Source organism: Methanopyrus sp. (assembly GCF_053997775.1).
In genome coordinates, this window is record NZ_JBMXXF010000010.1 from 44,618 (window position 1) to 69,274 (window position 24,657).

A 24,657-nucleotide genomic window follows, 5' to 3' on the forward strand; every position below is an offset into this window, starting at 1 on the left:
GGGTTACCCCAGGAACTGGTCGAGCGTCTTCTGGGCGGTCGACTCGCCCACGATCTGCCCCCGTGAGTACCCGAGGGCCTTCATGATGCGCTCGACGGCGGGCAGGATCTGGTGCTCGATATAGTAATCGATGTCCGGCTCCTTGCCCTCCTCCCGGGCCAGCTCGACGGGGTAGGCCTTGTCGCTGACGCTGCCGGGACCGCGGACGATCACGTAGCGGACGATGGTGCCGGGCTCGGGCTCGGTGCCCAGGTACCGGGCGAGCCGCTGGGCCGCGCGGACGTGGGGCCCCTTTTGGACGTACTCGGAGGGCTTCTTCGTGAGCTGGGAGGTGACGGCGAGCTCGTCCAGGTCCACCTCGCCGGAGCGCAGGCGCTCGAGCACGCGGTGGATCTCCTTCAGGGCCGCGTCGGGGTCGTTGTCCTTGAGGATGCGCTCGAGTACCCGGCGCTGGGTCTCCCGCGCGATGGGGGCCCAGTCGCGGCGGACGGCCTCGAGCCCCTTCGTCACGATCTTGCCGTCGGTCGTGTACCCGGCGTACTTCTTCTTGGTCACGAACAGGATGCGCTCGTACACGTCCTCGAGTTCGAGCTCGACGGGCAGCCGCCGGTTCACGTCCTCCAGGAACTCCTTCACCCGGTCGATCGTCTCGGAGAGGTCGGCCCCGGGGAGTTTCAGGAAGAGGGAGTCCGTGTCCCCGTACACGACCCTCAGCCCGTACTCCTCCTCCGCGATCCTCCGGACCTCGCGGATGTAGTACCGGCCCCAGGCGGTCACGCTCTCCGCGCACTCCCGGCAGTACCAGCGCGCGTTCGCCCAGCCCATGTAGCCGTAGTAACTGTTCGCCAGGACCTTGTAGGCCTGCTGACGCACGTCGAGGAGCCGGTACCGCTCGGGCTCCTCGTCCGGGTCCACCTCGCGCAGCCGGGCCTTGTACTCCCGGCGCCGCTCGATCAGGCGCTTCACCAGCCGGGGGAAGAACCCCTCCCGCCTCCGGCAGAACTTGTGTCCCACGCCCGGGGCGACGGTCGCCTCGGTGGGGTCGTCGGCCTCCTCGACCGTGACCTCGGGGCAGCAGTCGCAGTCGAACGTGTCCGGGGAGATGTTGTGGTGGACCATCACGTTCGGGTACAGGCTGGCGAAGTCGACGCACACGACGTGCTCGTGCAGCCCGATCTTCGGCTCGAAGACGATGGCGCCCTTGTACTCCTCCCGGCGCCTCCGCTCGTACTCGTCCCGGGAGGGCTTGTTCGGGGCCAGGATCCCCTCGTGGTGGGCCCGGTAAAGCGCCCGCCACTCGGCCAGCTGCCCGAAGCTGAACCGGACGGCGTCCGGCAGGGGCAGCCGGGTCAGGTAGGACAGCTCCAGCTCAACCTGCGCGAGCTCCAGGCCCAGCTCGAGCGTGTAGTGCGCGTCCTCGGCCGAGTACCGGAACAACCGCTCCAGGTCCCCGCGCTTCCAGGCCTCGTTGATCTCGGCCAGCTCCAGCTCCTCCTTCTCCACCCCCAGCACGTCGCGGACGGCCTCCTCCAGCGTGAACCGCTCCAGCTTGAGGTTCTTCTGCGCCGTGTGGTACAGGTCCACGTGCGCCCGCCCGAAGATGTCGGAAGCCCGCCGGGCCGCGCCCGGCTTGATGATCACGCCCCGCTTCCCGGGCGGTCGGGCGAGCCGGCCCACGTCCAGCCCCAGCCGGTCCGCCCGCCGCTTCAGGTACGGGAGGTCGAACTCGTCCCCGTTGTACGTGAACACCACGTCCGGGTCCACCCGACGGAACCGCTCGACGAACTCGCGCAGCATCGCGGCCTCGGACTCGCAGACGACGACCCGGGTCTCCACGCCGTCCACGGTGAACTCCGCCTCCTCCCCCTTCCACGTGAACACGTAGTTCCCGCGCTCGCCGTCCGGCGTCCGGTACGCGAAGCTGATCGCGATCACCGGTCCGGCCGAGCCCTCCGTGGTCGACCCCGGCTCGGCCAGCACCTCGATGTCGAAGCTGGCCACCACCAGCTCGTCCAGCGGGTAGGGTCGGTGCTCCAGCTCGCGGGCCTCCTCCGCGTCCGCGAAGTAGGCCGGGAGCCCGGACCACGAGCCCTCCCTCAGCCCGTCAACGTCGATCTCGGACGCGGGCGGCACGTTCAGGTCGATGGCCGCGCGGCGCACGAAGGGAATGTCCGCCTCGTACACCTCACGCACGCCGTCCAGCTCCTTGACCCGCTCCCGGAGCCTCGGCACGACCTTCGGGTAGGTGACCAGCACCTGGTAGAGGCTGACTCGATCCTCCACGGAGTACGGGTGCAGGCGCTCCACCTCCCGCACCTCGACGACGCCCGACAGCCCCTCCAGCCGACCCGGGTCGAACCCCTCCTCCGCCTCCACGTAGAAGTAGGGCCGGAAGCCCTTCACCACCAGGGCCGCGGGCTCCCCGTCCCGGCGCCGACCCACGAAGACGACGTCGGGGCTGCCCTTGCGCGAGTAGTCCACCCACACGCTCCGGAGCACGCTACCCCTCCCCCTCCCGGAGCGCGATCACGGTGCACAGGTACCCGGGGCGCTCCGGCTCCCGGACCCGCCTCACCTCCTCCTCGGGGAAGCCCAGGCTCCGGCCCAGGTACACCCGGAACCCGCGCTCCAGAAGCAGCCGGATCCCGCGCTCGGTCGGCTTGTACAGGATGACCGCGTCCACCCCGTCCAGCAACCGCTCGGGAGGCTCCCGGGTGCACACGAGCAGCCGCTCGTCCCCCATGACCAGCGGCCGCCCCACCCGGGCCGCGCATAGCAGCCCGGCCGGGACCCCCGGCACCAGGCTCACCCGGACGTCCAGCCGCAGCCGGTCCACGAGGTGCCAGAAGGTGGAGTACAGCGTGATGTCACCCAGGTTGCAGACGGCCACCCTCCCGTGCTCCTCGAGCAGCTCCTCGGCGATCCTGGCCGCCTCCCGGTAAGCTTTTTCGCGCTCCCGCTCGTCCCGCGTCATCGGGGCCGGATACCCGACGATCACCGCCTCCGGGTCCAGCTCCCGGACCACCCTCGCCGCCCGGCTTGAGGCCCCCACGAACGGGACCATCACCACGGGGACGCTGCGGATCACCTCCTCAGCACGCCGGGTGACCAGTCCCGGGTCGCCGGGTCCCAGCCCCACCCCGTAAAGGGTGGGTGGGTCCGTGCTCAACCCCATCGACCCCGACCGGTTGTCCACCGAGGGTGTGCCCGGTCCCACGAAGCCGCCGGCCAAGTCGGTGATAATATCCATGCTGCGGCCGCGGCCCGGGGATCGGGTTCTGGAGGTGGGCGCGGGCTCCGGGTCGATCACGCTGGAGCTAGCGAAGTGCGTGGGTCCCTGGGGAGAGGTGATCGCGGTCGAGCGGGACGAGCGGGCGCTGCGCTCGCTGCGGTCCAACCTGCGAGACTTCTGCGCGCTGGACCGGGTTCGGGTGATCGAGGGAGAGGCGCCGGACGCGCTCGAGGACGTCGGCGAGGTGGACGCCGCGCTCGTCTCGGGCTCGGACCGGCTGGGGGAGCTGCTCGAGGACCTGCGCACCCGAGTCCGGGACCGGATCCTGCTCAACTCGGTGCTGCCCGAGACGTTCGCCCGGGCCTCGGAGCGCCTGCGCGGCTGGAGGGTGGACTCCCTGTGCCTGGTCTGGGGGGAGGGCCGGCGCGTCACCCGGGGCACCCTGTTCTCCGGCATGCGGACGCTGTTCCTGGCCCTCTTCACGCGCCGAGGGGAGCGGTGATGCCTACGATCCTCGCGCTCGCCTTCCTGTGCCTGCTCCCGCTGCCGACCCCGGGCGCGGGCGAGAACGTGGGTGGCCTCGCCCCGGGGCACTACTACCTGAACCCCGAGTACGACGCGTTCAACGGGCCGCTGGGGAAGGACGTCGACGGGGACGGGCGGGCCGACACGATCTGGTGCGGAGAGGCGTGCGCGATCGACCTGTACAATCTGGGCGTGGCCATGGGTTGGTGGCCGGGCCCGCCCGTGACCCCGCTGCAGTACGAGCTCCGGTCCGCCGGCTCGGAGGCGGGGGACGACAGCGCGGGCGTGCTGGAGGCGTTCCGGTGCCTCTCGAGCAGGGCCCTGGCCAAGGTGTTCGACGTCAAGATCGTGTCGCTGCTGAACACCCCGTCGGACTACCACACGGTGCTCGTCCTCGGAGCCGTGGAGCAGGACGGGAGGCGGTACCTGGTGATCGACGATGAGTCCAGCCGGGAGGTGGGGAGGCTGCTGGTGGTCCCCATGCCGGCGCTCGTGGACAACCTGTGCGGCGAGCTGCTCGAGTTCTTCGGGCCGGTGGACGCTGTGAACCGGTTGTACGAGGCCGTGAGTCCCTTCATCAACCCGCTGCTCTACGTGGCCGCCTCCCGGTCCGGTCGTCGGCTCGTAGTGGTGACGCTGACCGGGCTCCCGGACGACGCCCTCCGGTCCTTCGCCCGGCGGTTGTGGGAGCTGGCCCTGCAGGGGTACCCGGTGGTGATCGCCGTCCGGCACCCCTTCCTGTCGACGCCTGGGGTTCGGACCGTCGAAGCCCGCCGCGGCCTGGAGGGGGATCGGGTGACCCGGTCCACGCCTCGGGTGGGCCCGGGGGACGGACCCGCCCCGCCCCCCGGTCTACCCATCCCGTTCACCGACACCGTGATTGGCGGGTTCGGACTGCTCCTCCTGGTGCTGGCCTACCTGGGCCTGTCGGTGGTCCCGATCCCCTAGGAGTCCCAGAACCTCCGGGTCCTGAGGTACTTCAGGCGCTCCTTCAACAGCTCCCGGTAGAACTCCGGCTCCCGACCGTTCGTGCGGGAGAGCACGCGGGCGGCCGTCTTGGGCCCGATCCCGGGGGCGGCCAGCGCCTCCAGGGCCTTCTCCCCGTACGACTCGATCAGGTCGGCGACCCGACGCCACCCCTCCCCCTCCAGCAGCTCCCGCAGCCTCTCCTTCGACTTGGCGGCGACCAGGTAGCTGGCCCCGCACTCCGGGCACTCAATCCCCTCCTCCGCGGCCCTCTTCACGCTTCGCCGACCCTTCCAGCCGCAGTTCGGACAGGCGAACCACAGCCGGCGCCGTCGGAGGTCCCGCTTGAGCGTCTCGATCTGGGCCGCCAGCAGCCCGGAGGAGACGCGACCGACCTCGCCCAGCCCCTCCAGGGCGTGCTCGGCGAACGGTGACGGGGACTTGGACCTCACGATCACGGCCCGGTCCCGCAGCTCCCTGGCGAGCTCGTGGGCCCGCGACGCGTCAACCTCCCGCTCGACCTCGCTCACGGTCTCGTAGTACGGCGGGGTGCCCTTGAACGCCTTGAGCAGCCGGCGCGGGGAAACGTCCCGGTAGTCCGCGTCGGGCTCGATTGCGCCGAACCGCTTCAGCACGTGAACGAGCCGGCGCTTGAACACCTCGGACTTCTCCACGATCCTCAGGGTCAGCGCCCGGAAGTCGCTCTCCGAGTCGGGCAGGTTCTCCAGGCACTCCCGTAGGAGCTCGGCGTCGAGCCCCGCCGCCTTGTCCGCCGAGAGAACGATCTTGTACGGGGTGGAGTACGTCCGCACGGCTGAGCCCGTCCGGCCCGAGAGGAGCGCGCCCAAAACCTTCTCCAGCGTCTTGTTCGCCCGCGTGCCCCCGTACACGTGGACCACCAGCGTTCCGCCCAGGTCCTCGATGACGGGCCGGCCCGGGAGCGGGACCTCCGAGACCTCCCGCTGCCGTCGCACGAGATCGGCCACCACCTTGGCCTCCCGGCGCTCGAGTCCGAAGGCCTCCGACGCCTCCTCCACCGCCCCGGTGAACCCCTCCTCCTCGAGCCGCTCCGCCACCCGGCGGACCCTCTCGCCCACCTCCCGGGCGACCTCGTAGGGGACCGGGATCTCCTCGCCCACCCAGGAAGGGATCGCCCCCTCCACGGCCTCCGCGGGCGTGACCACCACCTCGTACCGGTCGTGGTCCACGTCCTGCACGATCCAGGGCCGGCCCGCGCAGATGAACTTGACCCCGGGCTTGAGGTACTCCAGCACGAACGGCTCGTCGAGCACGCTCACGTGCCCACCCTTCTCCGTCACCACCCGGTAGTGCCGCTCGTCCGGGATCATACTGAGGTTCGCGTAGTAGTACCGCCAGGCGTCCCGCGTTCGGTACACGCGGTCCCCGCGCAGCCGGAGCACCTCGATCTCGTCGAGGAACTCGGCCACCTCCCGGAGCGTGTCCTCGTCCAGGTGCCGGTACGGGTAAGCCCGCCGGAAGACCCGGAGCGCGTAATCGAGCGTCACCTCGTGCCCATCCAGGCAGAGCCCCACGAGCTGGTGAGCCAGCACGTCGAGGCAGCGCTCCGGGATCTCCGTGGGCTCCAGCTCGCCCAGGACCGCCCGCCGGCAGATCACGGCCGCCTCCATGAGGTCGTCCGGGTTGCCCGTGATCACGAGCCCCTCCGCCCGCCGGCGCCGCCGACCCGCGCGCCCCACCCGCTGCACGAGGCGCGTCACCTGTCGGGGCGAGCCGTACTGAATCACCAGGTCCACGTGGCCGATGTCGATGCCCAGCTCCAGCGAGCTCGTGCACACGAGCACGTCCAGCTCGCCCTCCTTGAACCGCCGCTCCACCTCGGTCCGTCGGTCCCGGGAGATCGAGCTGTGGTGGATCTCCACCTCGAGATCGTCGAACTCCGTCTTCAGCCGGGTGGCCAGCAGCTCCGCCATCTGCCGGGTGTTCGTGAACACGAGCACCGACTCCCGCTCCCGGGCGAGGTCCCGGATCAGCTCCAGCCGCTCCTTGACCTCGTGCGGCCCCGTCGGGTGCGCCACGGACACGTCCAGGTACCGCTCGGCCTCGATCTCCAGCACCTCCACGTCCCGATCGCCCGCCAGGAACCGGCCCACGCGCTCCGGCGATCCCACCGCCGCGGAGAGGCCGATACGCTGGAAGTCCCCCGCCACCTCGGCGAGCCGCTCCAGCCCGAGCGTCAGCTGCACGCCCCGCTTGTCCAGGGCGAGCTCGTTCACCTCGTCCACGATCACGTGCCGCACGTGCGAGAGGTGCTCCCGCATGCGCTTGCCGGGCAGGATGGCCTGCAGCGTCTCCGGGGTGGTGATGAGCACGTCGGGCGGGTCCTCCGCCTGCCTCCGCCGCTCGCTCTCGGGCGTGTCCCCGTGCCGTACCGCGACCTCCAGCCCCAGCTTCTCGCCCCACCACTTAATCCGACGGAGGATGTCCCGGTTCAAGGCCCGGAGCGGGGTGATGTACAGCGCCTTGATCCCCGGCTCGTCCAGCTCCCGGACCATCGAGAAGACGGGGAGCACGGCCGTCTCCGTCTTCCCGGAGCTCGTGGGGGCGATCACCAGCACATTTTTACCCTTCATGATCTCCGGGATCGCGACCCGCTGCGGGGGCGTGGGTTCCTCAAACCGCGAGTACACGATCTCGCGAACGTCCTCGGGCAGCGCCTCGAACCCCTCCGCCAAACCCCGTCACCCCGACCCGACCGCTGGGGGAGTCGGTATCGCAGGTTGCAGTGCAGCGCCACCCTGCTTTACGTGGTCAAGCCCCGAGACGTGAGCCTGGACGCCGATGACCTGTACCGGGCCGCGCGCCGGGCCCTCGATCGGGTGACGTCGGGAGAGGCCGACCCTGAGGAGTTCCTCTCGGAGCGCCCGGACGTGGTCCTGAGCTTCATCACCGAGGAGGAGGGGCACCGCGAGGACCGCGTCCTGCTCATCCCCATCGGCTACCGGCGGCTCGGGCACCGGAGCGGTCACCACCCCGAGGACACGGAGTACTGCGCCCGACTCCTCGCCGAGTACGCGCGCAGGGTCAGGAACCTGCGCGTGGAGGACCCCATCGTCATCCAGGGTGATCCCCACGACTTCAGCGTCTTCCACGACGTGGAGGCGGTGCTCAGGAGCCTCAAGGAGCGGCCCGAGATCCGCGAGAGCGAAGTTTACGCGGTCCTGGGCACCGACACCTACCTCGAATGGGCCGTCCGCCTCCTGGGCGCCTCCCTTTGGCGGGAGTTCCACGCGGTGCGGGTCGAGGGCCGACGGGTGCGGACCGAACCCTCGCCCCTGATCCTTCCGGCCAAGGTTATGAAGGGTTTCCTGACGAGGCACGGGCTCTTCGAGGTCGCCGCCAACGTCGCCGAGCAGTTCTCGGCGTACGACGACCCGACCGAGCCGGAGTACCTCCGGGCCCGCGACTGCGAGCTCAACTTCAACTACGACGAGGCCCTGGAGCTGTACCGGGACGTCATACGCTCCGCCCGGTCGGAGCGGCTGCGACACGACGCCCGCCGCCGACTCCGGCGGCTGGAGCGGACCTGCGAGGACCCGATGGCCCGCATCCTCCACCACATGCGGGTGATCCTTGATAACGCCCGGTACCAGTGGGTCCGGGGCGAGTACGGGGACTTCATCCTCCGGATGACCATGTTCCACGAGAACTACGCCCAGGCCACCTACGCGCTGCTGCACTGCGCCCTCACTGGGGAGCCCGTCGAGAGCACGGACCCGGAGCACCTGGCTCGGCGCATGGCGCGGCTGCTGGAGGGCGACGGGGAGCTCCTGGAGGAGTCTCTCCGGGACGAGGAGGACCCGTCACGGATCCTTCGAGAGCTGCACGGTGAGGAGGGCCGCGGTCGGGCCGTGCTCACGTTCCTCCACCTCTCCTCCCGGGTGACCGCCGCCGCGATCCGACTCCGCCGGGTGGACGAGTCGGTGTTCGGGCCGCTCATGGAGCGGCTGAGGGCCCTCTCGTGCTCCAAGCTCCGCAGGCTACGGCACGCGTTCGTGCACCAGGGCCGCGGGATCTCCCGACGGGACGTCAAGGAGATCATTCACGAGATGTCCAAGTGCCTGGGGCGCCGCAGGCTCCGTCGGGTGGACGACCTGCTGGACTTCCTAAGGGAGGGCGTGAGCGCCCTCGAGCGGGCGGCCCGGGAGGTGGCGCGATGACGGCCCGGACCCTGGAGCTCCTCTTCCTGGGCACCGGGGGCGCGGTCGTCTCCCGGGACCGCGGTCACCCGGGTCTACTGGTCCGGTACGGGGACACCAAGCTGCTGATCGACTGCGGGGAGGGAGTGCAGCGCCGGGCGCTCCGGTACGGCGAGTCGCTGCACGACCTGGACGCCGTGCTGGTGACGCACCACCACACCGATCACGTCGCCGGAATCCCACCGCTCGTCACCACGCTGGACATGCTGCACGGCCGCCGGGTGCGCGTGTACGGCCCTCCGGTGACCGGGGAGGAGGCCGTGGACGTGTCCGGGCTGGACCAGGTGGAGTACCGGGAGGTCGAGCCGGGGGACCGGCTGAAGGTGGGGGAGCTCACCGTACGCGTGCACGAGTCGCGGCACGCGGTGCCCACCGTCAGCTACCGGCTCGAGACCCCCAGGATCCCGGGCCGGGCCGACCCGGAGCTGATCGAGGAGGTGCCCCCGGAGGAGCGCCGCCGGGTGCTGCTGGAGGGGAGGAGGCCCTACTCGATCACCCGGCCGGGCCGGCTCTCGGTCTACGTCACCGGGGATGGGCGGCCCGCGGACCCGGAGGCCGTGCGAGGCTGTCAGGTCCTGGTGCACGAGGCCTGCTTCCTGGACCCGGAGGAGGCCCGCCGGTACCGTCACTCGACGCCCCGGGAGGCCGCGGAGGTCGCCCGGGAGGCCGGGGTGACTCTCCTGCTGCTCACGCACCTGTCCCCGAAGGTGGAGGAGGCGGAGGCTCTCCGGCGGGCCCGGGAGGTGTTCCCGAACGCGCTCGTGGCCGCCGAGGGAATGAGGGTGAGGCTGCGGAGGTAGCCGTCGGCTACGGCCACACTCCGCATCCCGACTCGGGGTCCCGGCTGTCTCCTCATCCGGCCCCTCCGCTTAACCGACCAGGCCGCGGTCGGTCAGCTCCACCTCCACCTCGAACGGCGGCTTGTCGGGCGCGTCCTCCAGCGCGATCACCCGCTCCGTGCGGCCCTTGAACTCGATGCTGAACCGGTACGTGGCGATGTGCTTAAGCACGGTGGGCGCCACGTCCTGCCACCGCTTACCGAACGCGTCCGGGTTCGCCTGCACGTGCGTCGTTACCAGCCCCAGCGCGTTGTGCCGCGTGCAGTACTTCAGCACCGCGTTCAGGATCTTCGCCACCATCCGCGAACGCTCCGGCAGCTTATCGCGCGCCCCGTAGGGACGGAACGGCTGCGAGATCGAGTCGATCACCACCACCTTCGGGGCGAGCCTCAGCGCCTCCCCCAGGAACTCGCCCTCCTCCTCGTCGAAATACTGCGTCAGGGCCGCGGCCTCCACGATCCGGCGCAGCACGAACCGGTCGCCGATCTTCTCCCTCGCCTCCTCCTCGTCGAACCCGCCGATCTCGATCAACCGCCGCGGGCTGAACGCGTTCTCCGTGTCCACGTACAGCACCGACTCGCCCTCCCGCAGCACGTTCGCGGCCACCTGCATCGCGAACTGCGACTTCCCCGCCCCCGGCGGCCCGTAGATGCCCACGATCGTCTTCGTCGGCAGACCGCCGTCCATGTGCTCGTCGAAGCTCTCGATGCCCGTCGGGATCACGTCCCGCTCCGCCTCCTCTTCCAGCAGCTCGGCCAGCGTCTTCGGCTCCGCGATCCCCTTGCTCGCCTCCTTCCTTGCGTCCCGGACGATGTTCCTGGCCGTCTTCTCGCTGATCCCGAACGCGCGCGCGATCTCGTCCGGCCTCGAGGCGGCCAGATCGCTCAGCGTCTCGATCCCCAGCTGCTCGTACACCTCCGCGATCTGATCCTCGCTGCGCCGCAGGTACTGGGAGGTGACCTTGACCACGTCCTCCTCAACCACGGTCGCTCACCCCCTCCGGGGCCGGATTTTCCCGGAAATATTAAGGTTACCTCGGACTTAACAGGACGTTAGAAGCGGCATCATTTAAGTAGAAAACCATGAACGAAACGGGTCGCCGAACGCGTGACGTCCGCCGGCCCGCGCGGCCGGGGACCCGGCCGGGGATGAGGAGCCTTTAGGCCACGGACCGGATGAAGACCGGTGCCGCTAACCGACCCGGCGATGAGGAACCATTCGGGCCCTGACGCGTGATGAGGGGCAGGCGTACCGAGCCCAGGGGTCACCGGCGGAATGACGGGGGCCCGGGCCCGCCGCCTCCACCGGGGCCTGTACGCCGTCGACCCCGAATCCGACACCCTCCCAGTCTTCCCGGGCGCCCTCTACGTGGCTCGACCGCCCCGCTCCGAGGGGATCAGGGAGCTGCCCGAGACCGAGGACGAGCGCGGGCGCCCCGTCCGACCCTTCATCGCGCGCGTGCACGGGCCCCCGGACGACCGGTCGCGCGTGGACGGCCTCCCGCTTCGCCTCCACCCGGAGGCCGTGGTGCACTGGGACCCCGGACAGCCCCTGGTGCTGACGGGCGTCGAGCGGGAGGGCGAGTACCTGGTCACCGCGGGGCTGCCACTGAGGGCCTACCTGACGGCGCTGTGGTACGCCCGACACGGTCCCCCGCGCCCACACGACCTGTTCGAATCGTTCACCATCCTGTACGACCCCATCGCGGCCGCGGCGCTCGCGCTGAACGTCCGCGGTCACGCGCTGCTGCTGGGCCCGGGAACGCGCGAGCACGCCCTCCTGTACACCACGCCCCCGGGCGAGCCCGGACCCACCCGCGTTCCGGCCGAGAAGTGCGCGCCCGAGGACGCCGCGGGCCCGCCCACGCACATCCTGGGGGACCGCCCCCCGGAGCTCCCGCGCCGCCGGTACCTGAGCCTCCTCTCCCGGGTCCAGCTGATCGCCGGGGTCCCGGAACCCCAACGGGCGGACGAGCGCGCGCTGAGGGAGGTTCGCGATCGGGTGCGCCGGCGGCTCGCGGTGGCCGCCTCGCTGCACTACTTCCGAACCCGGAGGGACGTCGAGGAGGCGGGGAGGCTGGTCGCGGAGGTCCTCCGGGATCGCCGGCTGCTGCGCGGGCTGATCGACGCGCACAAGCGGGCCGTCAGGGCGCTGGGCGTTCGGTACCCCACCGCCGCCTACTCCCCGGACGCCCGGACCCGTTGGGCCCGGGAGCTGGCGGGGATGGGCCGGGGCCGGGTCCTGGTGCGACCGCTGGACTTCGCGAGGCGGGCCGCGCGCTCGCGGCTCCTGCTCCGGCTCTGGACGGTGGCCGAGACGGTCGCGCTCCTGGAGGGAACGGAGGCGTGGGTGGACATGGTGGAGATGGCGTACAGCTGCACCGAGCTCGACCCGCCCTCCGGGTACCCGGGGGTGCTGCTGGCCCCCTGGCTGCACGCGCTGCGGGACCCGTTCCACCGGCGGGTGGAGCGGGGTACGGTCCCACCGCCGAAGCTGTGGCTGGTGTCGGAGCCGGAGCCGCGGGACCTGCTGGCCGAGTACGATCGGCTGCTGTGAGGGGCTCGGCAATGAGCCGCCCTATCATCGGCCCGGCGGGCCTCTACAGCGCGGGACTGTCGTCACGGCGCGGGGACCGGTGGTGACGGGGGACTTAAGTACCCACCCGCCGCCGCCGGGCACCGCAGGGGTGAGTTCATGCGGCTGGAGGAGTGGGAGGGACGCTCCTGGGAGCGCTCGGAGGACGGGTCGGTCCGGTGCCTGGTCTGCCCGCGCCGCTGCACGATCCCGGAGGGTGAGCGCGGGTTCTGCCGCGTTCGTGAGAACGAGGGGGGCGTGCTGAAGCTCCTCACGTACAACCGGGCCAGCACGGCGGTCCCGGACCCGATCGAGAAGAAACCGCTGTTCCACTACAAGCCCGGGACGGACGTGTTCTCCCTCGGGACCGTGGGCTGTAACCTCCGGTGCCGTCACTGCCAGAACTGGCAGATCAGCCAGGCGAGCCCCGAGGAGGTGCCGATGGAGGAGTGGCCGGCCGACCGGGTCGTGAGGGGTGCCCAAAGGACCGGGTGCGAGAGCGTCGCGTTCACGTACAACGAGCCGATCATCAACCTGGAGTACACGATCGAGGTGTTCGAGCGGTGCCGGGAGGCCGGGCTCGGCCGCGTGTACGTGACCAACGGGTTCGCGACCCGGTCCACCGCCGAGCTGCTGGGCGAGTGCCTGGACGCGGCCAACGTCGACCTCAAGGCGTTCACGGACGAGTTCTACCGGGAGGTGGCCCGGGGACGGTTGAAGCCGGTGCTCCGCACCTGCAAGATCTGGAAGAGGATGGGCGTCCACGTGGAGGTGACCACGCTCGTGATCCCGGGGCTGAACGACTCGGAGGAGGAGGCGCGGAGGCTCGCCCGCTGGATCAAGCGGGAGCTCGGGCCGGAGACGCCCTGGCACGTGAGCCGGTTCCACCCGGACTACCGGATGCTGGACCGGCCGCCCACGCCCGTGGAGACGATCGAGCGGTTCGTGAGGATCGGGTACGAGGTCGGGCTGTACTACGTGTACGCCGGGAACGTGCCGGGTCACGAGTACGAGCACACGTACTGCCCGGAGTGCAAGCGGCCCGTGGTGAAGCGCCGCGGCTTCTCGGTCACGGAGATGCACGTGACGGAGGACTTCCACTGCGAGTACTGCGGCGCGGAGCTGCACTTCGTGACGTAGCGGGGTCGGCCAATCGAGGCGTCTTCATCGCGCGGCGGCTCCAGACGGCCCACACTCGTCATACCCGGGGTGGACGGGGTGAGCCTCGGGGCGTACCTGGAGCTCGCCCGCCCCGTCAACTGCGCCATGGCCGCGGTGGGGGTGCTGATCGGGGAGCTGGTCGCCGGGGTGCAGGATCCGGTCCGGGCCGCGCTGGCCCCGCTCGCGGCGGCGATCGTGTGCGCGGGTGGGAACGCGATCAACGACTACTTCGACGCGGAGGTGGACGCGATCAACCGGCCCGACCGACCCATCCCGAGCGGTCGGGTCTCGCGCCGGGCGGCCCACCGGTTCGCCCTGGGCTGCTTCGCCCTCGGAACCCTCCTAGCGGCCGCGATCAACCCGACGTGCCTCCTCATCGCCGCGGTGAACTCGGTCCTGCTGTACGCGTACTCCGCGCGGCTGAAGGGAACGCCCCTGGTGGGGAACGCGGTCGTCTCCTACCTCGTGGGCTCGTGCTTCCTGTTCGGGGCGGCCGTGGGCGCGCGGCCGGCGCCCGCCGCGTGGATGTTCGCCCTCGCGTTCCTGGCCAACCTCGTGCGGGAGATCCTCAAGGACGTGGAGGACGTGGAGGGGGACGCGGCCCTCGGCCTGCGCACGCTGCCGATCGTGTGCGGGGAGCGGGTGGCCCTGCGCACGGCCGCCGCGATCGCCGGGGTGCTGCTGGCGCTGACCCCGGTCCCCTACCTGCGCGGGGCGGTGGGTTGGCCCTACCCGGTCCTGGCGCTGCCGGCGGCCGCGGTGATCCTCGGTGCGTCCCTCCTCGCGTGCCGGGGGTGGGACGTGGGAAGGGCGCAGCGGGCGGTCAAGGCGGGGATGCTGCTGGGCCTGCTGGCCTTCCTGGCCCCGCTGGTCTAGTCCTCCAGGTCCTCGAAGCGGTCCTCTAGCTTCTTCAGCACGTCGGGCAGCGTGGTGTACTCCAGCTCCTCCTCGGACAGCAGGTGCGGCTGGAACGGACCGTGGCTGCGGATGTAGTCGGCGATCTCGTTCGCCAGCCTCCGGGCCCGGTCGAAGGCGGGATCGTCGAAGAGGTCCTGCGGCCCGATCAGCTCGCCGTTGCGCAGCTGGAAACCCAAGGCCATGATCCTTGGGGGCCCGTCGAACCGGGTCGGGTGCGCGTCGTCCTCGGAGACCGGCATCAGCGGGCCGTTGTGACTGCCGCGCATCCACCCGGCCACCAGGTGCGGCAGGGCGAACGGCTCCAGCACCTCACCGAGCGCCGGGAACCCGCTCTGGCAGCGGACGATCGCGACCGGGTCGTCCTTCCCCACGTACTCGCCCGCGATCAGGTTGAGCCGCTCGGTGCTGGTCACCGCGGCGATCCGCTCCTCCTCGGGCCCGTCACCCTTCTTGTACACCCGCTTGATCGCGTAACGCTGGGTCTGCCCGATCAGGGCGAGCAGGTCGTACATCTCCTCCGGGCACCGCAGGATCACCTTCTTCTGGTCGATCACGTCGTGCACCTCGAACTCGAACCCGTCGTGCATGCTCGGATCCAGCACCAGGCCGGCCGTGTTGTTCGGGTCCGCGAAGATGCGGAACAGCGGCAGGTTGAACGCGCTCGGCTCCGTCTTGTCGCAGCAGAACACGACGATCGGCTCGCTGGGCCGCTCCAGGAGCTCCATCTCGGCCGCGCCCGGACCCAGCCCGCGCACGTTCCCGCTGAACGCGTCGGACAGCAGGTCCTGACCGGCACCGTACAGCTTCAGGTCCTTGGCGACCTCCGTCGCCTCCTGGAACGCGTTCCACGCCAGCTCGTGCACCTTCTCGTCGTCAACCCCGCGCGTGTGGGTCATGATCAGGTCGATGTCGTCGCCGCACCGGGTCACGTAGTAGTCGATCAGGATCTCGTCCTTCGCCTCCTCCAGCACGCCCTCGCACGCCTCCAGCAGGTCCGGGTGCGCCTCCGAGTGACCCGGGAAGCCGCCCACGTCCGCCTTGATCACGCTTACGGTGATCTTCTCACCCTCCTCGGACAACCAGCGCACCCCCGGTCGGGCGGGTGGCCGCCCCCGACCGTTAAAAGCGGCACGGTCAGTCCTCCTGCAGCCGCATGATGGCCTCCGCCAGGTCCCCGCCCGTCTCCTCCAGCGCCCTCCGCGCCTCCTCCTCCGACACGCCGGCGCGCTCCGCGACCAGCTTGACGTCCTCCTCCGTGAACGGCGGCTCCTCCTTCGACTCCTCAGGCTCCTCGCGGCGGGCCTTCCCGGCCACCTGGTAGAACTCCTGCCCCATCAGCCTCATCCGGACCACCTGAGGCCTCTCGAAGACCAGCCTCGAACCATCCTTCAGCTCCATGACGACCCGTTCGACCTTCACCTCCTCCTGCTCCATCGCCTCCTGCATCTCCCGCATCAACCGCTGAAGCTTCCGGGGATCGATCTTCCCTCCCGGGAACAAGCGCGACGCCCCCGTACCCAACGATCCCGTGCCTAAAAAACCACTCAGCCCAGCCCGCGCCGGACCCGCACGGCCACCCCATCCTCGAAGTACCGCACCTCCCACCCGGAGAGGCGCGCCCGCCCCACGGCCAGCAGCTCGTCATCCTCCGTCACGACCAGGCACTCGTCCCCGGGCCGCAGCTCCTCCCACCCCTCCACCGCGTACTCGCAGAACAGGTCCCGACCCCGCCGAACCGCGTCCGCCCACTCCTCGGAGCACACCACCCGGTGCTCCGGAAACTCCGTCACCTCGTGCAGCCGACGCGCCCCCTCGGGCGCCAACGACGCCAACCCGTCCGACGCCCGGATCGTGCACAGGCGCCTCCCGTCCACGAAAATTTCACGAGGCCGACCCCGACGCACCCTCACCTCTACCTCCCCATCCAGCATCGCCCGCGCCGCGGCCCTCCCGAACTGATACGCCAGGATCCCCTCCACGATCCGCACGTACCGCTCCACCGGGGGCACCCCCGTGGACGCGGAACGACTCCTGAACCGAGCGGAGGAGCACGCGGACGCAGCGATCGCCTACGAGCTCCGGGCCGACCGCATCGAGGTTGAGGCCGTGAACGGCGAGCTGCGACTGGCGGACCCGGAGCGGCACCGCGGCGCCGCGCTAAGGCTCCTAAAGGACGGGAGCTGGCGCGTGGTCCACGCCGACCAACCCGACGGGCGGGACCCCTTTAAGACCGCCGTCCGCGTCCCGGGCCGCGGGACCGCCGACCTCCCCGACGAGCCCCCCGCCGCGACCGGGCGGCACGACTGGACCGGCCGCACCCACCCCCTCGACGCTCTGGACGAGGTGACCGAGCTCGCCCTGGACCTCTCCAGGGACGCCCCCCACGACTGCGAGGTCCGCTGCGTCTCCCTCGCCCTCCGGTACCGGATCCTGACCACCTGGGGGACCGAGGTGGAGGCCCGGCTGCACCAGACCTCCTTCGGCGTCCGCGTCAGCGACCGGGGCGAGCACGGGCGGGAGGAGTACCACGAGCGGGAGGGGGCCACCGCCGCGGGCCCGGAGCGGTTCCTGGAGCGCGCCGAGACCCTCCTCGACCGCGCCTCCCGACGGCTGCGCGACCTGCTGAGGGCCGAGCCCGGGCCGGACCGAGTCGAGCGCGCGGTGCTCGACCCCGAGCTCCTCGGCGTCCTCGTGCACGAGGCGTTCGGACACGCCACCGAGGGCGACCTCGTCGCCCGCAGCGAGTCCATCCTGCGGGGCAGGCTCGGGGAGCGGGTCGCATCCGAGGCCGTCACGATCGTGGACGACCCCACCGAGCCCGGACCCTTCGGGGCCTACCCGTTCGACGACGAGGGGGTCGATGCCCGCCGCACCGTCCTCGTGGAGGACGGGGTGCTCCGAGCCTACCTGACCGACCTGACCACGGCGGCGGAGCTGGACGCGCCCCCGACCGGGAACGGCCGGGCCGAGACCCTGGGCGACCACGTGCAGGTGCGGATGAGCGTGACGTACGTGGAGCCCGGGGACGCGGACCGGGAGGAGCTGTTCGAGGAGGCGGGGGACGGGTCCGTCTACCTGCTGGGCTCCAAGGGCGGCCAGACGGACACGACCACGGGTCACTTCCAGTTCTCGGCCAAGATGGGCTACGTTCTGGAGGACGGCGAGCCGGCCCGCCCCGTGCGCGACGTCGGGCTCACCGGGCACACGCTGCGACTCCTCCGCGGCGTCCTCCTGCTCTCCAGGGAGCGGCGCCTGCACGCCGGGTACTGCGGCAAGGGCGGCCAGCTGGTCCCCGTGTCCGACGGAGGCCCGCACGCGCTCATCGAGGGGCCGTTCAACCTGAGATCGGGGTGATCGGGATGACCGACCCGCTCGCGGACCTCGAGCCGGGCCGCGCCCTGCTGCTCGAGGTGCGGTCCGAGAGGATCGAGCTGGAGCGGCTGCGAGAGTCGGGCGACCGCGTCAGCCGCTCCGAGACCGTCACCCGGGTCGCCCGCGTCGTGACGGACGAGGGACTCGGGGTGGCGGCGTCCACCGGCCGGGACGGGTACGACGAGCTGATCGAGCTCGCGCGCCGATCCGCGGGGCTCGGGGCGGGGCGCCCGGTCACGTACCCGGACCGAGTGCGACCCGAGGACGTCCGCGCCCACCACGACGAGGCGACCGACCCGGAGCGGCTGCGGGAGCTGCTGGAGACCGTGGAGGCGACGGTGCCGGAGGACGTCACCCTCTCCGCGGTCTCCCTCACGGGCACGCTCCGGCGCGTGAGGATCCGGGTCCCCGGCCAGGACTGGGTGGAGCGGCGGGAGTCCACGGTGTCCCTGTCCGTGGACGTGATCGGGGAGTTCTCCGGGTTCGCCTGGGACGCCGCCGTGAGGCCGCGGGACCTGGACGCGGAGTCGCTCACCGAGGAGGCCGCAACGATGGCCTCCAGGTCGCCGGAGGTGAGCCCGCCGGAGGGGAGGGCCCTCGTCGCGTTCGACCCGGTGGCGCTGAGTGACCTGCTCAACCACACGCTGGTGCCGGCCCTGTCCGGGCTGGAGGTCGCCAAGGGAACCAGCGCCTTCGAGCGGCGGGACCTCGGGAACCGGGCGATCGAGGCGGGCGTCACCGTGCTCAACGACCCCCTCCGGGACTGGTGGCCCGGCTCCTACCGGTTCGACGACGAGGGCGTCGGCCCCAGCCGGGTGGAGCTGGTGTCGGAGGGCCGGCTCCGAGGCCTCTACACCGACCTCTACTCGTCCGAGAGGCTGGGGCTCGAACCCACCGGCAGCGGGCTGGGGAGCCGGCGCCCGGAACCGTGCCCCGGGAACGTGATCGTTCGCGGCGAATCGAGCCGGGAGGGGCTGCTCGAGGAGGCGGACCTGTTGGTGAGGAGGGTGATGGGAGCGCACACGGCCAGCCACGTGAGCGGCCGTTTCTCCGTCACGGGGCTGTGGGTGGAGGACCCCGAGGGGCGCCGCGTGAAGCCCTGCTCGCTCCGCGGGAACGCGCTGACCGATCTTCTGGAGGCCTCGCGGGAGGTGCGTCGGATCGGATCCACGGGGGCGCCGCACGCGCTGGTGCGGTGCCGCGTGGGGATGAGTTAACCATCAGCGTACACAGTCCGGACGCCGAAACGCGTAACCTCGTGACGTTCGGCCGGGTTTAGTTACGTTTGTACGGTAAACGACTTCGGGGTGGCCTGCAAACCGCCAGCGACCTCGAGCGGCGCGGGGTGGGGACGGTGGGGTCACCGTACCGGGTGTACCTGCTACCGCGGCTCCTGGAGCGGTTCTACGAACCGCGGTGGGGACGACGGCCCCGGCGGGAGGACAAGTGGTACTTCGGCGCCCTGGAGCTCGACCCGCTGACGGAGGACGACGTGGAGCTTCGGGAGCTCGTGCTGAACGTCCCCGTGGCCGAGGCCAACCTGCTGACGAGCCGGAAGTTCAAGCACCGGAAGCGTGACGCCGCGTACGCGTCGCTCCTGGTCCGGCGGTCCGAGGAGGACCTGGAGTGCATACCGGTCTCCGTCCGGATCCCGTGGCCCAAGGACGTCCCGGCCCCCAGGGAGATCAACCTGGTACCGGGCGCGCTGACCGATCACCGACGGTTCTGCTTCACCGTGCCCAACCCGCCCAAGACCCGCCACCTCTCAGAGAAGGCCCTGGTCACCGCGGCGCTCTTCCGGACGCTGGCGCTGCGCGAGGGGCTGAACTCTCCGCTACCCATAAGTCGGTGACCAGCTCCCCCACCTCGGGGCCCGGTCCGTGCCCGGGGTGAGGATCGGCTTCGAGGTGCACGTGCAGCTGGACACCGAGAGCAAGCTGTTCTGTCGGTGCCCCGCGGACTACGAGGACGCGGAACCCAACGAGAACACCTGCCCCATCTGCACCGGGATGCCGGGCGCCAAACCCCTGCCGCCCAACCGCGAGGCCCTGCTCATCGCGCTGGAGATCGCGCACATGCTCGGCTGCGAGCCGGTGATCGGGAAACGGCTGTACTTCCAGCGGAAACACTACGATTACCCGGACCTGCCCTCCGGGTATCAGCGAACCAGCACCCCGATCGCGGTGAACGGGGAGCTGGACGGGGTCCGGATCCGCGAGATCCACGTGGAGGAGGACCCAGGGCGCTGGGACCCGTCCACGGGCCGGGTGGATTACAACCGCAGCGGCGTCCCGCTCATCGAGATCGTCACGGAGCCGGACATGAGGTCCCCGGAGGAGGCGCGCGACTTCCTCCGGCGGCTGCTGCAGGTGCTGCGCTACTCGGGTAAGGTCCGGGAGGACGGCGGCATCCGGGTCGACGCCAACGTGTCGGTGGAGGGGGGCGCCCGGGTCGAGATCAAGAACATCAACTCGATCAAGGGCGTGTACCGCGCGCTCAAGTTCGAGATCCAGCGCCAGCGGAACCTGATGAGGCACGGGCGGGAGGTGCGCCGGGAGACCCGGGCCTTCCGGGAGGACCAGGGCACGACCGTCCCGATGCGGGCCAAGGAGACGGCGGAGGACTACCGGTACATCCCGGACCCGGACCTGCCCCCGTTCGAGATCACCGAGGACATGTGGGAGGAGGCGGTGGCCCGGGCGCCGGAGCCGCCGCACAAACGCGCGGAGCGGCTGGTGGAGGAGTACGGGATCTCCAAGGAGGCGGCGGAGGCCCTGGTCACCGAGCGGGAGTGGGCCGACTTCTTCGAGGAGGTGGCGGAGAAGGCCCCGGACGACTGGGAGATCGAGTTCATCGACCAGTGGGTGCGCAAGGAGCTGAAGAAAGTGCTCAACAAGAAGGAGCTGTCCTTCCGAGAGGCCCGGATCGAGCCGGAGGAGCTGATCGAGCTGATGCGACTGGTCCGGGACGGTAAGATCACGCGGCAGAACGCGCTCAACGCGCTCTGGGAGGCCGTGGACTCCGACAAGAGCCCGGTCGAGGTGATCGAGGAGGAGGGACTCCTCAAGGTCAGCGACGAGGACCGGCTGGCCGAGGTGGTGGAGGAGGTCCTGGAGGAGAACCCCCAGGCGGTGGAGGACTACAAGTCCGGCAAGGAGGAGGCCATCCACTACCTGATGGGCCAGGTCATGAGGAAGACCCGCGGTCAGGCCGACCCGGAGGTGACCATGCGGCTGCTGCGGGAACGGCTGGGCGAGCCCGGCGGGGACTAACGCCTCCCCTCACACCGCAGGACCAGGGTCGGCGTGTCCGGAAACCGCTCCGACCACACCCTCTCGAACAACCCGTTCAACGCCTCGTACAGCCGATCCTGCCACCCCGGATCCCGCCCGGCGAAGACCGACGCGGTACCTCCCCTCCTGAGCCTCCCCGCCAGCTCCCTTAGGAACCCCTCCGAGAACAGGGATGGGTTGCGTCGGGGGCAGGGACCCCCGTCGTGCACGGCGTGATCGAACGCTCCCCTCGGTAGCCTCGGGACCACCCGGCGCGCGTCCCCCAGCACCAGCCTCACCCGCTCGTCGCGCAGCGCCTCGGAGAACTCCCGAACCGGGTTTCGGTACAGGGCGATGGCCAGCATCCTGGGGTCGACTTCGATCGAGACGAGCAGCCTCGGTCGCCCCCACTCGAGGAGGGCCCACGCCGTTCGACCCAGTCCGGTGCCGATCTCCAGCACGGCGCCCCGGGCCCGCTCGGGCCACGCGATCACGTACCCCTTGACGCCCATCTTGCCAGCCTCGAAGCGCCCCTCCCCGTGCCCGAGTCCCCCCGTGCGCTTTTTAACGTACTGAAAAACCTCAAACCGCCGCAGCCCCTCGGCCCAGTCCCGGTACCGGGCGGCCGCACGGCGGGCCCTCTCGTCCTCCCTTTCCAGCCACCTGAAGAGCCTCTCCCGGGGGACCTTCACGTGTCCAAGGACCCCCTCCGCGGGTACGAACCCCGGGTGGAGGATTACCTGGCCCGGTGCGAGACGGACGAGGAGGCGCTGGAGGTGATCCGGTACCTGCTCAGGCGGGGCGAGCTGGACGAGGAACGGGCCCGGGACCTGGAGAGCAAGATTAAGAGGGAGGGAGTCCGGAGCATCGTGGAGCGTCGGGAGTTCGGGTACTACTTGGAGCGGTACTACGACCCGGACAACAGGGAGTACCGAGGGTGACGGGCTTGACCCTGGTTCGATCCCCCGCGGTTGCGGGTCAATTCTACCCCTCCGACCCCGAGGAGCTGAGGCGCACCATCGAGTGGTGCTTTCGACACGACCTGGGCCCGGGGGACGTGCCGGAGGTCTCGTCCGGACCCTGCGGGATCCCCGGGGGCGTGGTGCCGCACGCCGGTTACCAGTTCTCCGGCCCCGTGGCGGCGCACACCTACCGGGCGCTGGCGGAGTCCGGTACGCCCGAGACCGTGGTCATCCTCGGTCCCAATCACACCGGGCTGGGCACCGCCGTGGCCACGATGACCTCGGGCCGGTGGAGGACCCCACTGGGCTCCGTCGAGATCGACGCGGAGTTCGCGCGGGCGCTGGTGGAGGCGTGCGGGGTGGTGGACGACAACCTGGAGGCGCACGCGCAGGAGCACTCCATCGAGGTCCAGCTGCCCTTCCTACAGTACCTGTACGGGGACGCGTTCCGGTTCGTGCCCGTGTGCATGGCGATGCACGACCTGAGGACGGCGCGTGAGGTGGGCGAGTCGATCGCGAAGGTGGCCGAGCGGTTGGGCAGAAACGTGGTGGTGCTCGCGAGCACCGACCTGACGCACTACGAGCCCCACGACGTGGCCCAGGAGAAGGACCGGAAGGTGCTCGAGCGGATCGTGGAGATGGACGAGCGTGGGATGATCGAGGTGGTGGAGCGGTACAACGTCAGCATGTGCGGGGTGGGGCCAACGGCCGCCACCATCGTCGCGACCCGGCTCCTGGGGGCCCGGCGGGGCGAGCTGCTCAAGTACGCCACGAGCGGCGACGTGACCGGGGACCGGGCGCAGGTGGTGGGGTACGCGTCCGTCGTTTTCCTCCCCGGGTGACCGCCGATGCTCCCGGTGGAGTGCGCCGAGCTCGCGCTCACGGCCGCGCTACTGGGTACGGTCCTGCTGTATGAGGTCCTGCGCGCCCTGAACCGGCCGCCTCGAATCCTGACCGCCCTGGTCGTCTTCATCTCCCTGGCCTGCATGACGCTGAGCCTGTGCGGGTGGTACGCGACCTGGATGCTCCTAGCGTGCTCGATCCCCCAACTGGGCGTCGCGGGGCACTCAATCCTGAGGCTCGCCTGGGTGCTCTCCTGGTACGTCACCAGCGCCGGACCCGCCGGCCTCCTCCGCGCCTTCCTAGTCGTGAAGCACCTGATCATCGACCTGGTAATGGGGGTCTCGCTGGCGGTCGGCGGGGCCCTGAACGCGGCCCGGTGGATCTCCGGGACGCTACCGCCCTACTGAAACCGCCGAGAGGGGAGCCGAGACGGTGGAGTACGAGGAGGAGTTCCGCTCGTTCCTGCGCGAGTCCGACGCGTTCCTGGACTCCGTGGAGCGCGTGATCGACGAGTACCCGCGCTGGAGGACGGTCGTCGTCGACCTCGGGGAGCTGGACGAGCCGGAGGTCGCCATGGACGCGGCCAAGAACGTCCGGGACGCCGTCCGGATCGCCCGGGAGGAGGCGATGCGGCTCATCGAGCGCGACCGGCCCGAGGTCGACGGCGTCTGGGTGGAGTTCCGCTCCTCACCCATCGAGCTCAGGGCCCGCGACCTCAGCGTCGAGTTCAAGGACCAGCTGGTCACGATCGAGGGGATCGTGCGGCGGGTGGACAACGTCGCGGCCGAGGTGACGCGGGTCGTGGCCCGGTGCCCCCACTGCAAGCACGAGTTCGAGGTGGGCAAGCGGGACTACCGGCCCGACGTCCGCTGCCCCAAGTGCGGCTCGGCCGTCGATCCGGACGAGCTGTTTTACACGGATTACCAGGAGGCCATCCTGCAGGAGCCCCCCGAGAAGGTCGAGGGGACGGAGCAGCCGGCGACCGTGGAGGTCGAGCTGCGGTACGATCACATCAACCGGATCAAGCCGGGCGACCGGGTCAAGATCACCGGGATCCCACGGATCCGCCTCGGGCGCGGTCGACCGAGGCCCGGCGACACCGGGGAGATCGTGCTTGAGGCGCACGGCGTGGAGAAGTCCGAATCCCTCCACTTCCCGGAGGACGTGAGCTTCGGCCGGAAGGAGCTCCTGGAGTTCCAGGAGTTCGCCCAGTCGTCACCGATCGACGAGCTCGCGAGGGCGGTCGCCCCGCACATCCACGGTCACGAGGCCATCAAGCGGGCGGTCGCCCTCCAGCTCTTCTCCTGCGTCGAGGAGTCCCACATGCGCGAGCGCATCCACGTCCTCATCGTGGGAGACCCCGCCACCGCCAAGTCGCAGATCCTCCAGCACGTGACCGAACGGGTGGCACCCAAGGGCGTGTACGTGAGCGCCCAGCACGTGACCGGGCCCGGCCTCACCGCGGCCGCCGAGCGCACGGAGGACGGCTGGGCCCTTGAGGCGGGCGCGGTCGTGATGGCCGATGGCGGGATCATCGCCATCGACGAGCTCGACAAGGCCACCAAGAGCGACCTGAACGCGCTCCTGGAGGCGATGGAGTCGGGGAAGGTGAGCGTGGCGAAGGCGGGGATCACGGCCACGCTGAACGCGCGCTGCGCCGTCCTCGCCGCCGCCAACCCCGAGGCCGGCCGCTGGCAGGGCGACCACCCCATCGAGGAGATCAACCTCGACCCCGCCCTCCTCTCCCGCTTCGAC

General features: G+C 70.6%; 23 protein-coding genes. 15 read left to right on the forward strand and 8 right to left on the reverse strand.

The genetic code is table 11. The annotated features are described in order from the left end of the window. Window positions 1–3: 3 nt before the first annotated feature. Together ACXJJV_RS01930 and ACXJJV_RS01935 are read right to left on the reverse strand one after the other, a co-directional pair. Window positions 4–2,499 carry a DNA-directed DNA polymerase gene (locus ACXJJV_RS01930; RefSeq protein WP_456466488.1) on the reverse strand — a complete coding sequence of 832 codons (2,496 nt, stop codon included), beginning with the start codon at window positions 2,497–2,499 and terminating at the stop codon, window positions 4–6. 1 nt (window position 2,500) lies between these two features. Then, on the reverse strand, window positions 2,501–3,169 hold the full coding sequence (locus tag ACXJJV_RS01935) for a precorrin-2 C(20)-methyltransferase (protein ID WP_456466489.1): 669 nt from the start codon (window positions 3,167–3,169) through the stop codon (window positions 2,501–2,503). On the opposite strand from ACXJJV_RS01935, the gene cbiT reads away from it, so the two are divergent. After that, the gene (cbiT, locus tag ACXJJV_RS01940; RefSeq protein WP_456466490.1) at window positions 3,162–3,734 is read left to right on the forward strand and encodes a precorrin-6Y C5,15-methyltransferase (decarboxylating) subunit CbiT; all 573 of its coding nucleotides are present in this window, start codon (window positions 3,162–3,164) and stop codon (window positions 3,732–3,734) included. The genes ACXJJV_RS01935 and cbiT overlap by 8 nt on opposite strands. Then, the gene (locus ACXJJV_RS01945; RefSeq protein ID WP_456466491.1) at window positions 3,734–4,705 is read left to right on the forward strand and encodes a hypothetical protein; all 972 of its coding nucleotides are present in this window, start codon (window positions 3,734–3,736) and stop codon (window positions 4,703–4,705) included. The genes cbiT and ACXJJV_RS01945 overlap by 1 nt, the downstream gene beginning before the upstream one ends. On the opposite strand, the gene ACXJJV_RS01950 is transcribed toward ACXJJV_RS01945, so the two are convergent. Next, entirely contained in the window at window positions 4,702–7,437 is a 2,736-nt protein-coding gene (locus ACXJJV_RS01950; RefSeq protein ID WP_456466492.1) for a DEAD/DEAH box helicase, read from the reverse strand. The two genes, ACXJJV_RS01945 and ACXJJV_RS01950, sit on opposite strands and share 4 nt — an antisense overlap. A gap of 45 nt (window positions 7,438–7,482) precedes the next feature. Between ACXJJV_RS01950 and ACXJJV_RS01955 the strand changes: the two genes are divergently transcribed. Together ACXJJV_RS01955 and ACXJJV_RS01960 are read left to right on the forward strand one after the other, a co-directional pair. Further along, window positions 7,483–8,922, forward strand: a complete 1,440-nt coding sequence (locus ACXJJV_RS01955; protein ID WP_456466493.1) for a hypothetical protein — start codon at window positions 7,483–7,485, stop codon at window positions 8,920–8,922. Then, complete coding sequence (locus ACXJJV_RS01960) at window positions 8,919–9,761, forward strand: MBL fold metallo-hydrolase (protein WP_456466494.1); 843 nt, start codon at window positions 8,919–8,921, stop codon at window positions 9,759–9,761. The genes ACXJJV_RS01955 and ACXJJV_RS01960 overlap by 4 nt, the downstream gene beginning before the upstream one ends. A gap of 69 nt (window positions 9,762–9,830) precedes the next feature. Here the strand turns inward: ACXJJV_RS01960 and ACXJJV_RS01965 are convergent, their stop codons facing one another. Further along, a complete protein-coding gene (locus tag ACXJJV_RS01965; RefSeq protein WP_456466495.1) occupies window positions 9,831–10,784 on the reverse strand; it encodes an ATPase domain-containing protein in 954 nt (317 codons plus the stop codon). 291 nt (window positions 10,785–11,075) lie between these two features. Between ACXJJV_RS01965 and ACXJJV_RS01970 the strand changes: the two genes are divergently transcribed. From ACXJJV_RS01970 to ACXJJV_RS01980, 3 genes are all read left to right on the forward strand, one after another. Next, window positions 11,076–12,356 (forward strand): hypothetical protein, encoded by a 1,281-nt coding sequence (locus ACXJJV_RS01970; RefSeq protein ID WP_456466496.1) that lies wholly within the window; start codon window positions 11,076–11,078, stop codon window positions 12,354–12,356. Window positions 12,357–12,494: 138 nt separating this feature from the next. Continuing rightward, window positions 12,495–13,514: an AmmeMemoRadiSam system radical SAM enzyme gene (gene amrS, locus ACXJJV_RS01975; RefSeq protein ID WP_456466497.1), complete on the forward strand. Its 1,020-nt coding sequence runs from the start codon at window positions 12,495–12,497 to the stop codon at window positions 13,512–13,514. Window positions 13,515–13,592: 78 nt separating this feature from the next. Then, a complete protein-coding gene (locus tag ACXJJV_RS01980; protein ID WP_456466498.1) occupies window positions 13,593–14,411 on the forward strand; it encodes a geranylgeranylglycerol-phosphate geranylgeranyltransferase in 819 nt (272 codons plus the stop codon). Here the strand turns inward: ACXJJV_RS01980 and fbp are convergent. Genes fbp through ACXJJV_RS01995 form a run of 3 tightly spaced genes read right to left on the reverse strand, consistent with a single transcriptional unit; the run spans window position 14,408 to window position 16,453 of the window. Continuing rightward, complete coding sequence (gene fbp / locus ACXJJV_RS01985) at window positions 14,408–15,532, reverse strand: fructose-1,6-bisphosphate aldolase/phosphatase (RefSeq protein WP_456466499.1); 1,125 nt, start codon at window positions 15,530–15,532, stop codon at window positions 14,408–14,410. The two genes, ACXJJV_RS01980 and fbp, sit on opposite strands and share 4 nt — an antisense overlap. Window positions 15,533–15,587: 55 nt before the next feature. Beyond that, entirely contained in the window at window positions 15,588–15,953 is a 366-nt protein-coding gene (locus tag ACXJJV_RS01990) for a nascent polypeptide-associated complex protein (protein ID WP_456466500.1), read from the reverse strand. A gap of 44 nt (window positions 15,954–15,997) precedes the next feature. Next, window positions 15,998–16,453, reverse strand: a complete 456-nt coding sequence (locus ACXJJV_RS01995) for a PUA domain-containing protein (RefSeq protein WP_456466501.1) — start codon at window positions 16,451–16,453, stop codon at window positions 15,998–16,000. A gap of 13 nt (window positions 16,454–16,466) precedes the next feature. On the opposite strand from ACXJJV_RS01995, the gene ACXJJV_RS02000 reads away from it, so the two are divergent. The 4 genes from ACXJJV_RS02000 (at window position 16,467) to gatB (ending at window position 21,097) form a co-directional block, all read left to right on the forward strand. Beyond that, window positions 16,467–17,807 carry a TldD/PmbA family protein gene (locus ACXJJV_RS02000; RefSeq protein WP_456466502.1) on the forward strand — a complete coding sequence of 447 codons (1,341 nt, stop codon included), beginning with the start codon at window positions 16,467–16,469 and terminating at the stop codon, window positions 17,805–17,807. A gap of 5 nt (window positions 17,808–17,812) precedes the next feature. Continuing rightward, window positions 17,813–19,042: a TldD/PmbA family protein gene (locus tag ACXJJV_RS02005; RefSeq protein ID WP_456466503.1), complete on the forward strand. Its 1,230-nt coding sequence runs from the start codon at window positions 17,813–17,815 to the stop codon at window positions 19,040–19,042. Between the two features lie 137 nt (window positions 19,043–19,179). After that, on the forward strand, window positions 19,180–19,677 hold the full coding sequence (locus ACXJJV_RS02010) for a hypothetical protein (RefSeq protein ID WP_456466504.1): 498 nt from the start codon (window positions 19,180–19,182) through the stop codon (window positions 19,675–19,677). Window positions 19,678–19,705: 28 nt separating this feature from the next. Further along, window positions 19,706–21,097: an Asp-tRNA(Asn)/Glu-tRNA(Gln) amidotransferase subunit GatB gene (gatB, locus tag ACXJJV_RS02015; RefSeq protein ID WP_456466505.1), complete on the forward strand. Its 1,392-nt coding sequence runs from the start codon at window positions 19,706–19,708 to the stop codon at window positions 21,095–21,097. Here gatB and ACXJJV_RS02020 read toward each other — a convergent pair. Further along, a complete protein-coding gene (locus ACXJJV_RS02020; RefSeq protein ID WP_456466506.1) occupies window positions 21,094–21,789 on the reverse strand; it encodes an MnmC family methyltransferase in 696 nt (231 codons plus the stop codon). The two genes, gatB and ACXJJV_RS02020, sit on opposite strands and share 4 nt — an antisense overlap. Here ACXJJV_RS02020 and ACXJJV_RS02025 point away from each other — a divergent pair, their 5' ends adjacent. The 4 genes from ACXJJV_RS02025 to ACXJJV_RS02040 form a co-directional block, all read left to right on the forward strand. Next, window positions 21,790–22,038 (forward strand): DUF2095 family protein, encoded by a 249-nt coding sequence (locus tag ACXJJV_RS02025; protein WP_456466507.1) that lies wholly within the window; start codon window positions 21,790–21,792, stop codon window positions 22,036–22,038. It begins immediately after the preceding gene. Between the two features lie 11 nt (window positions 22,039–22,049). Next, window positions 22,050–22,901, forward strand: a complete 852-nt coding sequence (gene amrB / locus ACXJJV_RS02030; RefSeq protein WP_456466514.1) for an AmmeMemoRadiSam system protein B — start codon at window positions 22,050–22,052, stop codon at window positions 22,899–22,901. A 6-nt stretch (window positions 22,902–22,907) separates the two neighbouring features. After that, entirely contained in the window at window positions 22,908–23,309 is a 402-nt protein-coding gene (locus ACXJJV_RS02035; protein WP_456466508.1) for a hypothetical protein, read from the forward strand. Between the two features lie 25 nt (window positions 23,310–23,334). Then, a partial coding sequence (locus ACXJJV_RS02040; RefSeq protein WP_456466509.1) for an AAA family ATPase occupies window positions 23,335–24,657 on the forward strand: 1,323 nt, incomplete at its 3' end.